The organism is Serratia bockelmannii (assembly GCF_008011855.1).
Taxonomy (GTDB): domain Bacteria; phylum Pseudomonadota; class Gammaproteobacteria; order Enterobacterales; family Enterobacteriaceae; genus Serratia; species Serratia bockelmannii.
Map to the genome: position 1 here is coordinate 1,546,928 of NZ_VOUX01000033.1, position 11,368 is coordinate 1,558,295.

Below are 11,368 nucleotides of genomic sequence, written 5' to 3' on the forward strand. Positions count from 1 at the left end.
CGCAAATCAACGATAATGATAATCACTTCCATTTAATCAAAGTCACAATGTGACAAAAAATGCAGATATGCCACGACCACTGCGTCTTATTAACCAGAGTGCATTTAATTAAAATTAAAATTAAAAAAACAAATAATAAAAGCAAATAAATTCAATATTAAAATAACACATTCAATATCGACAAAAACAAACGAGCAGAGTTTACAAAGTTAACTCGCCATTTTATCTTGGTCGTTATATTCGCATAATTAATTCATAAAAAACATAGTTATTAATTAACCAATAAAGAAAAACAATATCGGGAATAGCCTCATGTTTAACCGTGATATAGAACTGTTTATTCGAGATTACGTTAATGATATCAAAGCCGGCAGCGCTGCGCTGTTTGCCGGCGCCGGACTGTCCATCCCCGCCGGCTTCGTTAGCTGGAAAGAGCTTATCGGCGATATCGCTTATGAACTGGAGCTGGATATCGAAAAAGAGAGCGATCTTATTTCTCTGGCGCAATATCACCTCAATGAAAAAGGCAACAGACATAAGATAAATCAAAAAATAATTACAGAATTCGCTGAACAGGCGGAAGAAACAGAAAACCACCGGATTATCGCCAGATTACCGATAGCGTCACTTTGGACCACTAACTACGACGACCTGATTGAAAAAACCTATGCCCGTTATAATCGCGTCTGCGACGTCAAAACCACGCCGGAAAGCCTGACCAATAACATTCATAAACGTGATGTTGTTTTATATAAAATGCATGGTGACTATAGAAATCCCAACCAGGCGATTATCACTCGCGAACAATACGAAACTTACTCCCGTACACACCTTCCTTTTATCAACATGCTGATGGCGGAGCTGACTGCCAAAACCTTCCTGTTTATCGGTTTCAGCTTTGAAGACCCCAACCTGCAATATGTATTGAGCCGCCTTTACGCACAGTACGGCGAAGGGCAGAGAAACCACTACTGCATCATGCGGCGCGTCCAGCTCGGCGACAGCGGCAGCGAGGATCAGGCGTCTTGCGATTACAACAGCCGCAAACAAGGCTTGATGATTAACGATCTGCGCCGTTACGGCATTCAAACGCTGTTGGTGGATGACTATCGGCAAATCACTGACCTGCTGTATGCCATCGAAACGCAGTTCAAGAAAAGCACGGTGTTTATCTCCGGCAGCGCCGACAACTACCAGCCCTATACCCGTGAAGAGTCCATCCAGTTCATACATCGTCTGGCGCGCCTGCTTATCCACAAACAGTATCGCATCGTCAACGGTTTCGGCTGGGGCGTAGGCACAGCGGTGATCAACGGCGCATTGGAAGCCATTTACGATAGCCAAGGAAAAATCAGCGAAAGCCAGCTGGTACTGCGTCCTTTCCCCCAATTCGCCAGCGGCGGCATTACCCTACCGGCACTTTGGCACGAATACCGTCAGAACATGATTTCGCTCAGCGGCATCGCAATCTTTTTGTTCGGCAACAAACGCAACGCCGAAGGCGAATACGTGCTGGCCGACGGTTTATTGAAAGAGTTCCAGATCGCCACGGAACAAGGCTGCGTCTGCATTCCTATCGGTTGTACCGGCAGCGCATCTGCCGAGATCTACCGAAAAATCAAGGAGGAGATGAAAGAAACCCTCTACTACCGCAACCCCGCCGCCATGAATCTGCTGGATCAGCTTAACGAACCGGGCAGCCTGGCGGAGAAGAAAAAAAGCCTGTTGGCGCTTATCGATATCATTACTAAGGATAACCCCCGATGACCAGAAAATGTTTTTACAGTTTCCATTATGAGCCGGACAACTGGCGCGCTTCTCAGGTACGCGAAATGGGCTCGCTGGAAGGTAACCGGCCAGCCACGGATAACGATTGGGAGGAAGTGAAAAAAGGCGGTGACGCCGCCATCGCCGCTTGGATCAAGGGCCAGTTGGACAATCGCAGCTGCGCCGTGATTCTCGCCGGTAAAGATACCGCTGATCGCAAATGGATTAATTTCGAAATATGCGAGGCTTGGAAAAAAGGCATGGGCGTGCTGGTGGTGTATATACACAATTTGAAAGACAGCGCCGGCGACCAAACCACGAAAGGTAAAAACCCGTTGGATCACATCAAGCTGGGTGACGCAAAGCTTTCCACAATCGCCAAAGCCTATGATCCGCCTTATTCGACCAGCACCAATGTCTATAACCATATAAAAGACAATTTGGCTGAGTGGGTAGAAGAAGCGATCCGCATTCGTAAAAATTACTGACGCCCCTGATAGACAAAAGGCTGCACGGTTGTGCAGCCTTTCGTTTGTTCATAGCCCAAACGGCCTCACCCATACCGCCCGGTAATATAATCCTCGGTGCGGCGCTGGCGCGGCGACGTGAAAATGGCGTCGGTGTCGTTGTATTCCACCAGCCGCCCCTGATGAATAAAGGCGGTGTAGTCGGAGACGCGCGCCGCTTGCTGCATGTTGTGCGTCACCAGCACCACGCTATAGCGCTGTTTCAGCGCGGAAATCAGCTCTTCGATGGTCAGCGTGGAGATCGGATCGAGCGCCGAGGTCGGCTCGTCGAGCAGCAATACTTCCGGCTCGATGGCGATGGCGCGCGCGATCACCAGGCGCTGCTGCTGGCCGCTGGACAAGCGGAACGCATTTTCGCGCAGCCGGTCTTTTACCTCATGCCACAACGCGGCGGCGCGCAGTGAACGCTCCACCGCTTCATCCAGCAAGCGCCGGTCGCGCACGCCCTGCAGCCGCAGGCCGTACACCACGTTTTCATAGATCGATTTCGGGAACGGGTTCGGCCGTTGGAACACCATGCCCACCCGCCGCCGCAGCGCCGCCACGTCGATCTGCGCGCCGGAGATCGCCGCGCCGTTCAGCTGCAGATCGCCCTCAATGCGGCAGTTGTCCACCAGATCGTTCATGCGATTGAAACAGCGCAGCAGCGTCGATTTGCCGCAGCCCGAAGGGCCGATCAGGGCCGTCACCCGATGTTTCGGGATACGCAGCGAAATATCGTGCAGCACCTGTTTGTCACCATAAAACAGGTTCAGGCCGTTGACCGCCAGCGCGGTCTGTTCATCGTCGAGATGCTGGACATCCAGCCGGGGCAAACTGCCTGGCGTCATCAAACCCATTACGCACTCCCCAAAAATAGCGTCATTGTTACTGCGACCATGCTCGGTACCGCTCCCTCAACGAATGGCGGATGCCCATCGCCGCCAGATTCAAACTCACCACGATCGTCACCAGCAAGAAGGCGGTGGCGAACACCAGCGGCCGCGCCGCCTCCACGCTCGGGCTCTGGAATGCCATATCGTAGATCTGGAAGCTCAAATGCATGAACTTCCGCTCCAGGTGCAGATACGGGAAAATCTCGTCCACCGGCAGCACCGGCACCGATTTCACGACCCCCACCAGCATCAGCGGCGCGGTCTCCCCTGCGGCGCGCGCCACCGCCAGGATCAGGCCGGTCATCATCGCCGGCGCCGCCATCGGCAGCACGATGCGCCACAGCGTCTCGGCCCGGCTGGCGCCCAGCGCCATCGAGCCCTGCCGCAGCGAGGCGGGAATGCGCGACAGCCCTTCCTCGGTGGCGACGATCACCACCGGCAGCGTCAGCAGCGCCAGCGTCAGCGCCGCCCACAGCACGCCGGGCGTGCCGAAGGTCGGGTTAGGCAAAGATTCAGGATAGAACAGCTGATCGAGCGTGCCGCCGATCATATAAACAAAAAAGCCGAGGCCGAAGACGCCGTAGACGATCGAGGGCACGCCGGCCAGATTGACCACCGCGATGCGGATCACCCGCGTCAGCAGATTGTTGCCGGCATATTCGTGCAGATACAGCGCCGCGATCACGCCAAACGGCATCACCACGATCGACATCAGGATCACCATCAACACCGTACCGAAAATGGCCGGGAACACCCCGCCTTCGGTATTCGCCTCACGCGGGCTGTCGGTGAGAAACTTCTTCACCTGCTCGCCCCAGTGCATCAGCTTCTCGGTGGTGCTCATGGCGTTCGGGTACCAGGCATCGCGCACCTGGCTGAGCGGAATGGTCAACGTCTGCCCGTGCATGTCGCGCAGCAGCAACGCGTCGCGCTGGCGATCGCGGTTCAGCCCCGCCAGACGTTCGGACAACAGCTGATACTGCCGCTGCAGCTCCAGCCGTTCGGCCTTGATGGCGTCCTGTGCGCGGGCGTCCAGCTTATCGTCGCGCTGCAGGCGCTTTTCCCGCAGCCGCAGCGCGTCAAACTGCTGATTGATGCGCGCCATGTCGCGGAATTGAATGTCGTGCGCCTGGCGCGAGAGCGCGGCGATTTGCGGCAGGCGCTGCTGCAACGCCTGCCCCAGATTGCGGCCGGTCAGTGGTTGCCCGTCTTCCAGCAGCCCCGCCAGATAGCCGTAAGCGGTACCGTGGCTGTCGCGTTCCAGCACCAGCAGGCTGCGCGGCGCGCTTTGGCTGCGGATATCGCTGGCCAGCAAGGTGCGGAAATCCTGCCCCTCGCGTTCGCGGTTGCCGACCTTAATCAGATAACGTTCGACGTTCTGCGCCTCGCCCGGCGGCGTGACGCCCGCCTCGGCCAGTTGGCGCCGGGAAATGCTTTGTTGCTGGTACAACTCACCGATCACCGTCACCGGCCCAGCGCCGTTCTGATTCAGTTCGAACTGATAAACCGGGCTCGGCCAGAAATAGCGCATCCCCTGCCCGGCCAGCAGTAGCAGAATGCCGATCAGCGCCAACAGGCTGACGGCCACCGAACCGGCGGTCAGCCACACCCACGGCGACCCGCTCTTCACCCAGCTCTTCATGGCGCCTCCTGATTCGGCGTGTAACGCTTACGCAACCGCAGGCGCACCGCCTCCGCCAGCGTGTTGAACACGAAGGTGAAGACAAACAGCACCAGCGCAGTCAGGAACAGCACGCGGTAATGGCTGCTGCCGGAAACCGCCTCCGGCATTTCAATGGCGATGTTGGCCGCCAGCGCGCGCAGCCCCTGGAACAGGCTGCCGTCGATAATCGGCGTGTTGCCGGTAGCCATCAGCACGATCATGGTTTCCCCCACCGCGCGGCCAAAGCCGATCATCAGCGCGGAGAAAATGCCGGCGCTGGCGGAAGGCAGCACCACCTTGATCACCGTCTGCCATTGGGTGGCGCCCAGCGCCAAAGAGCCCTGGCTCAGGGTGGCCGGCACGCTGAACAGCGCGTCCTCCGCCAGCGAGAAGATGATCGGCACCAGCGCGAAGCCCATCGCCACGCCCACCACCAGCGCATTACGCTGGTCATAATTATCCCCCAGCCAGAAATGCAACGGCTCACCGAACAGCGCCACCTCCAGCCACGGCCCCAGGCTGAACGCCAGCCATACCGTCAATGCCAGCAGCGGCAACAGCAACAGCAGATCGACGCCCGGCCGGCAGCGCGGCATAAAACGATGGGTCAACGCGCCGCACAGCAGCACCGCCGCCGCCAGCAGCAGCGGCAACGCCAGCACCGCCAACAGATACTGCTCGATGATCGGCGCCAGCCAGATGCCGGCCACCAGCCCGATCACCACCGTCGGCAGCGCGCCCATCACTTCGATAGCCGGTTTGATCACCCGTCGTAGCCCCGCCGTCATAAAGTAAGCGGTATAGATGGCGCCGGCCAAGGCCAAGGGTATGGCGAACAGCATCGCGTAAGCCGCCGCCTTGAAGGTGCCGAAGATCACCGGCATCAGGCTGAATTTGGGTTGGTAGCTGTCTTCGCCGGAGGTGGACTGCCAGACGTAGGCCGGCTGCGGGTAGTTCTCATACCACACCTTGCCCCACAGCGAACGCCAGGTGACGTCCGGATACGGGTTGTCGAGCGCATAGCGCTGCCAGCCCTGCGCGCTCTCCAGCAGCAGACCATCGCCGCGCGGCGCGAACGCCATCTGCCGCACCTCGGCACCCAAACGGGTATTCAGCAGCGGCTGCGGTTGAATGGCGGAAAATAACGAGAAGCCGCCATCGGGCCGCAGAGTGGCGAACACACGGCGGTAAGGCTCGGCCACCGTCAGCTCCTGCCCGTCAGCACCGTGATCGAAATGCTGCACCGGCGTCAGGCGCCAGCGCCGATCTTTTTCCACCTCGAACCACTCGCGCAGATTGCCGTCGGCGCCCTTGATCAGCAGCGCGCTACCGCCGGGCAGCGCCGTCATCTGATACGGGGCGTGTTCGCCAAGGGTACGCGTTTCACGCAGCTGCAGCTGCGCGCCGTCGATCTGATAACGCGCCAGCCGGTTGCCGTTCAGCAGGTAAAGCTGGCGGCCATCCGGCGTCAGCACCAGTTGCTCCCCGTCGTGCTCCAGCGGACGCTCGCTGAACTGCGGCGGCCGGTCGGGGCTGAAGCGACCGAACACCAGGCGCCGATCGTCGGTCACCCCGGCCAACAGATACTGCCCGCGATGCGCATCCGCCAACGACAGCAGTTTCAGCGGTTTGTTCTGCGGATCCAGCGCCAACGGCTGTTGCCCAAGCGGGAACTGCCACTGCGGCCGGCCGTTTTCCGCCGTCGCGAAGTCCGCGCGTGCCACCACCAACCGGCCGTTGGCCTGCGCCAGCGCAAACAGATCGCGCTCTCCGGCAGCCTGCGCGAGCAGCGCCGGTTTGGCCAGCAGCGTCTGCTGCACCAGCGGCGTCTGGGCCTGGCCGCTCGGCGCCGGCGTCAGACGATAAAATTGCCCCGCGCCCTGCGCGTCGATGCGATAACCCACGCGCTGCTGCACGTCCATGCCCAGCGCCAGCGCCGGGGCCGACACCGCGATCGGCAGCGGCTGAGCCTGCCCAAGCGAGGCCGGTTTGAACAGCGGCAGCACCGCAAACAGCAGATAAACGAAGATCAGCATCAACGTCATCAGCACCATCAGCCCGCTGGCGGTCACTGCCGCCTGCACGCCGCGGTCGATGCGCCCGCGCATGCGATCTCGGGGATGTTGATTGGCCGTCGTCTGTGTCATGTGTCTCGCTGTCGCTGATGTAATCGGGCTTACGCCGTAAGATAACCGGGCATCTTATGTCAGTTTTATGACGTTTGCATGACAAAGTTACCCACCCTAACCCAGGTTTTTTACGCTACAAACAGACAATATGAAGTTGATATATTGCTGAAAAATGACCACAAACACGCTTTATAATGCCAAAAATAAGCCTGCTAACCGTCATTTCATGCTAATCACTTCACTGCCGAACATCCCGCCTCGGCGAAAATTTATTGCCGCCGAAAAACGCCGCGCGCCAACGCAGTGGATATGTTGGACTTTCCTGTCAATCTCTCGCAATAATGATGAAGGACACTAGAGCGGCATCCGGGCGCTGCGTCCCGGATCCTATTCTAAATTTGAACTGGAGTGGCAATGGGTCAGGAAAAGCTCTACATCGAAAAAGAACTAAGCTGGTTATCCTTTAATGAACGCGTGTTGCAGGAAGCCGCAGATAAGAGCAATCCCCTGATTGAACGTATGCGTTTTCTGGGCATTTACTCCAACAACCTCGACGAGTTCTATAAAGTCCGCTTCGCCGATCTCAAACGGCGCATCCTGATCAGCGAAGAGCAAGGCTCCGCCGGTTCCTCGCGCCACCTGCTGAAAAAGATCCAGGCCAAGGTGCTGAAAACCGATCAGGAGTTCGACGGCCTGTACAACGATCTGCTGCTGGAAATGGCCCGCAACCAGATCTTCCTGATCAACGAACGCCAGGTGTCCGAGAACCAGCAAATCTGGCTGCGGCAATATTTCAAACAACATCTGCGCCAGCACATCACGCCGATCCTGATCAACCACGACACCAACCTGGTGCAGTTCCTGAAAGACGACTACACCTATCTGGCGGTGGAGATCATCCGCGGCGCCCGCACCGACTATGCGCTGCTGGAGATCCCGTCCGACAAGGTGCCGCGCTTCGTCAATCTGCCGCCGGAAGCGCCGCGCCGCCGTAAGCCAATGATCCTGCTGGACAACATTCTGCGTTACTGCCTAGACGATATCTTCAAGGGCTTCTTCGACTACGATGCGCTCAACGCCTATTCGATGAAAATGACCCGCGACGCGGAGTACGATCTGGTCACCGAAATGGAATCCAGCCTGCTGGAACTGATGTCCTCCAGCCTGAAACAGCGCCTGACCGCCGAGCCGGTGCGCTTTGTTTATCAGCGCGACATGCCGAACGAAATGGTGGAACTGCTGCGCGGCAAGCTGGGCATCTCCAACTACGATTCGGTGATCGCCGGCGGCCGCTACCACAACTTCAAAGATTTCATCAGTTTCCCGAACGTCGGCAAGGCCAATCTGGTCAACAAGCCGCTGCCGCGCCTGCGCCACATCTGGTTCGACGGTTTCCGCAACGGCTTCGACGCCATTCGTGAAAAAGACGTGCTGCTCTACTACCCGTACCACACCTTCGAGCACGTGCTGGAGCTGCTGCGCCAGGCGTCGTTCGATCCGAGCGTGTTGGCGATCAAAATCAACATCTACCGAGTGGCGAAAGATTCGCGCATCATCGAATCGATGATCCACGCCGCGCACAACGGCAAGAAGGTCACGGTGGTGGTCGAGCTGCAGGCGCGCTTCGACGAAGAAGCCAACATTCACTGGGCGAAGCGCCTGACCGAGGCCGGCGTACACGTGATCTTCTCCGCACCGGGCCTGAAAATCCACGCCAAGCTGTTCCTGATTTCACGCCGTGAAGGCGATGACATTGTGCGCTATGCTCATATCGGCACCGGCAACTTTAACGAAAAAACCGCGCGCATCTACACCGACTATTCGCTGTTGACCGCCGATTCACGCATCACCAACGAGGTGCGCCGGGTATTCAACTTTATCGAGAACCCCTACCGGCCGGTCACCTTCGACAACCTGATGGTGTCGCCGCAGAACTCGCGCCTGAAGCTGTATGAGCTGATCGACAACGAAATCGCCAACGCGCAGGCCGGGGAACAGGCCGGCATTATGTTGAAAATAAATAATCTGGTGGATAAAGGACTGGTAGATCGGTTATATACCGCGTCCGGCGCCGGCGTGAAGATCCGCCTGCTGGTGCGGGGCATGTGTTCCCTGATTCCCAACCTGCCGGGGATCAGCGACAATATTCAGGTGATCAGCATCGTCGATCGCTTTTTGGAACACGATCGGGTTTACGTTTTCGACAATAAAGGTGACAAACGGGTGTATCTGTCCTCCGCCGACTGGATGACCCGCAACATAGATTACCGTATCGAAGTGGCGGTATCGCTGCTGGATCCGGCGCTGAAACAGCGCGTTCTGGACATTCTGGAGATCCTGTTCAGCGATACGGTCAAGGCCCGTTATGTGGATAAAGAACTGAGCAACCAGTACGTGCCGCGCGGCAACCGCCGCAAAGTGCGCGCCCAGGTGGCTATTTACGAGTATTTAAAAGCTCTGGAACAACCAGGACAGTAGGCCAGCAACTATGCCGCTAAAAAACACTGCATCGAACAAACCGCAGGAAATCGCCGCCATCGACCTCGGGTCGAACAGCTTCCACATGGTGATCGCCCGCGTCGTCAACGGCGCTTTACAGGTATTGGGCCGTTTGAAACAACGGGTACATCTCGCCGACGGATTGGACAGCAACAACGTACTCAGTGAAGAGGCGATAGAACGCGGCCTGGCCTGCCTGGCGCTGTTTGCCGAACGGCTGCAGGGCTTCCCGGCGGATAACGTCACCATCGTCGGGACCCACACCCTGCGCCAGGCGGTGAACGCCGAAGTATTCCTCAAGCGCGCCGCCAAAGTGATCCCCTACCCGATCGAAATCATCGCCGGCCAGGAAGAGGCGCGCCTGATCTTCATGGGCGTGGAACACACCCAGCCGGAGAAAGGCCGCAAGCTGGTGATCGACATCGGCGGCGGCTCCACCGAGCTGGTGATCGGCGAAGACTTCGAGCCGCTGCTGGCGGAAAGCCGCCGCATGGGCTGCGTCAGCTTCGCCCAGCTGTTCTTCCCCGGCGGAGAGATCAGCAAAAACAACTTCCGCCGCGCGCGGCTGGCGGCGGCACAGAAGCTGGAAACGCTGGCCTGGCAGTACCGCATTCAGGGCTGGCAGTACGCGCTGGGCGCCTCGGGTACCATCAAGGCCGCCCACGAAGTGCTGGTGGCGATGGGAGAAAAAGACGGTCTCATCACCCTGGAACGCCTGGAAATGCTCGCCGAACAGGTGCTGCAGTTCAAAAGCTTCGGCTCGCTGAGCCTGCCGGGGCTGTCGGAAGACCGCCAATCGGTGTTCGTGCCGGGGTTGGCTATCCTGTGCGGCGTGTTCGACGCGCTGGCGATCCGCGATCTGCGCTTGTCCGACGGCGCGCTGCGCGAAGGCGTGCTGTATGAAATGGAAGGCCGTTTCCGCCACCAGGACATCCGCAGCCGCACCGCCAAGAGCCTGGCCGATCACTACAACATCGACCGCGAACAGGCCAAACGGGTGCTGGAAACCACCGAGTTGCTCTACTCACAGTGGATGGCGCAAAACACCAAGCTGGCGCATCCGCAGCTGGAGGCCCTGCTGAAATGGGCCGCCATGCTGCACGAGGTGGGGCTGAGCATCAACCACAGCGGCATGCACCGCCATTCGGCCTACATTCTGCAAAACTCCAACCTGCCTGGCTTCAATCAGGAACAGCAGCTGCTGCTGGCGGCGCTGGTGCGCTTCCACCGCAAGGCGATCAAGCTGGAAGAGCTGCCGCGCCTTAACCTGTTCAAGAAGAAACACTACCTGCCGCTGATCCAGCTGCTGCGTCTGAGCACCCTGCTCAACAACCAGCGTCAGTCGACCACCACGCCGGAAACGCTGCGCCTGACCACCGACGACAACCACTGGACGCTGCGTTTCCCGGCCGGCTACCTGGCGCAAAACAACCTGGTGCAGTTGGACTTCGAGCGCGAGCAGGCCTACTGGAACGACGTCGTCGGCTGGAAGCTGCTGATCGACGAAGAAGGCTCGCAAGACGAACAGCGCTCCGCCTGATCCTTCGCCCCCTGCCAGCCAGGGGGTTTTTCTTTCCGCCCCCGCTCCGCCAACCTAAACGAAACCCTAATACGGCGCGCCGCTCGCCGGAAAAAAATGGACAACTTTTGTCATCAGCGCCTAAAATCCGGTTACAAATTCTCGAGCGAATAACACAGGACACCGGCATACCGGGTGATATATGCGCAAGAAAACCACCGGACAGATGACGAAGATAGTGTTGTTTATCAGCTTTATCATTTTAGTCGGCCGACTGCTGTACGCCGCCGTGGTGGCGGTGCCTCATCATCAGGAAAAAAAGCAGGCCGCTGCGCAAAACGCCGCCGAAGTCAGCGCGCCGCAACAGGACGCCTCCTCTGAATAACCGC

8 protein-coding genes are annotated in these 11,368 nt (G+C 58.2%); 5 read left to right on the forward strand and 3 right to left on the reverse strand.

The window, feature by feature from the left end; all coding sequences use genetic code 11:
• The first annotated feature begins 312 nt into the window (after window positions 1-312).
• Complete coding sequence (locus tag FOT55_RS23860; protein ID WP_049204834.1) at window positions 313-1,767, forward strand: SIR2 family protein; 1,455 nt, start codon at window positions 313-315, stop codon at window positions 1,765-1,767.
• Window positions 1,764-2,255: a TIR domain-containing protein gene (locus FOT55_RS23865; protein ID WP_049296092.1), complete on the forward strand. Its 492-nt coding sequence runs from the start codon at window positions 1,764-1,766 to the stop codon at window positions 2,253-2,255. The genes FOT55_RS23860 and FOT55_RS23865 overlap by 4 nt, the downstream gene beginning before the upstream one ends.
• 65 nt (window positions 2,256-2,320) lie before the next feature.
• Here FOT55_RS23865 and pstB read toward each other — a convergent pair whose 3' ends face one another.
• The 3 genes from pstB to FOT55_RS23880 are packed head-to-tail and all read right to left on the reverse strand — an operon-like array spanning window position 2,321 to window position 6,979.
• Window positions 2,321-3,133, reverse strand: a complete 813-nt coding sequence (gene pstB / locus FOT55_RS23870; RefSeq protein ID WP_019452422.1) for a phosphate ABC transporter ATP-binding protein PstB — start codon at window positions 3,131-3,133, stop codon at window positions 2,321-2,323.
• A 28-nt stretch (window positions 3,134-3,161) separates the two neighbouring features.
• Complete coding sequence (gene pstA / locus FOT55_RS23875; protein ID WP_060434412.1) at window positions 3,162-4,811, reverse strand: phosphate ABC transporter permease PstA; 1,650 nt, start codon at window positions 4,809-4,811, stop codon at window positions 3,162-3,164.
• The gene (locus tag FOT55_RS23880) at window positions 4,808-6,979 is read right to left on the reverse strand and encodes an ABC transporter permease subunit (RefSeq protein ID WP_060434410.1); all 2,172 of its coding nucleotides are present in this window, start codon (window positions 6,977-6,979) and stop codon (window positions 4,808-4,810) included. Before FOT55_RS23880 ends, pstA begins: the two co-directional genes overlap by 4 nt.
• Before the next feature lie 396 nt (window positions 6,980-7,375).
• Here FOT55_RS23880 and ppk1 point away from each other — a divergent pair, with 396 nt between their 5' ends.
• From ppk1 to FOT55_RS23895, 3 genes are all read left to right on the forward strand, one after another.
• Window positions 7,376-9,439, forward strand: coding sequence for a polyphosphate kinase 1 (gene ppk1, locus FOT55_RS23885; protein WP_025303849.1), 2,064 nt, complete (start codon window positions 7,376-7,378; stop codon window positions 9,437-9,439).
• A 10-nt stretch (window positions 9,440-9,449) separates the two neighbouring features.
• On the forward strand, window positions 9,450-11,000 hold the full coding sequence (ppx, locus tag FOT55_RS23890; protein ID WP_025303850.1) for an exopolyphosphatase: 1,551 nt from the start codon (window positions 9,450-9,452) through the stop codon (window positions 10,998-11,000).
• Window positions 11,001-11,181: 181 nt separating this feature from the next.
• Window positions 11,182-11,364, forward strand: coding sequence for a YfgG family protein (locus FOT55_RS23895; protein WP_004941600.1), 183 nt, complete (start codon window positions 11,182-11,184; stop codon window positions 11,362-11,364).
• Window positions 11,365-11,368: the final 4 nt, after the last annotated feature.

What these genes read in the sequence shown, in the direction of transcription:
- pstA (WP_060434412.1), bottom strand. Translation starts at nt 4,811, where the DNA reads ATGAAGAGCTGGGTGAAGAGCGGGTCGCCGTGGGTGTGGCTGACCGCC.
- FOT55_RS23880 (WP_060434410.1), bottom strand. Translation starts at nt 6,979, where the DNA reads ATGACACAGACGACGGCCAATCAACATCCCCGAGATCGCATGCGCGGG.
- ppx (WP_025303850.1), top strand. Translation starts at nt 9,450, where the DNA reads ATGCCGCTAAAAAACACTGCATCGAACAAACCGCAGGAAATCGCCGCC.
- FOT55_RS23895 (WP_004941600.1), top strand. Translation starts at nt 11,182, where the DNA reads ATGCGCAAGAAAACCACCGGACAGATGACGAAGATAGTGTTGTTTATC.
- ppk1 (WP_025303849.1), top strand. Translation starts at nt 7,376, where the DNA reads ATGGGTCAGGAAAAGCTCTACATCGAAAAAGAACTAAGCTGGTTATCC.
- FOT55_RS23860 (WP_049204834.1), top strand. Translation starts at nt 313, where the DNA reads ATGTTTAACCGTGATATAGAACTGTTTATTCGAGATTACGTTAATGAT.
- pstB (WP_019452422.1), bottom strand. Translation starts at nt 3,133, where the DNA reads ATGGGTTTGATGACGCCAGGCAGTTTGCCCCGGCTGGATGTCCAGCAT.
- FOT55_RS23865 (WP_049296092.1), top strand. Translation starts at nt 1,764, where the DNA reads ATGACCAGAAAATGTTTTTACAGTTTCCATTATGAGCCGGACAACTGG.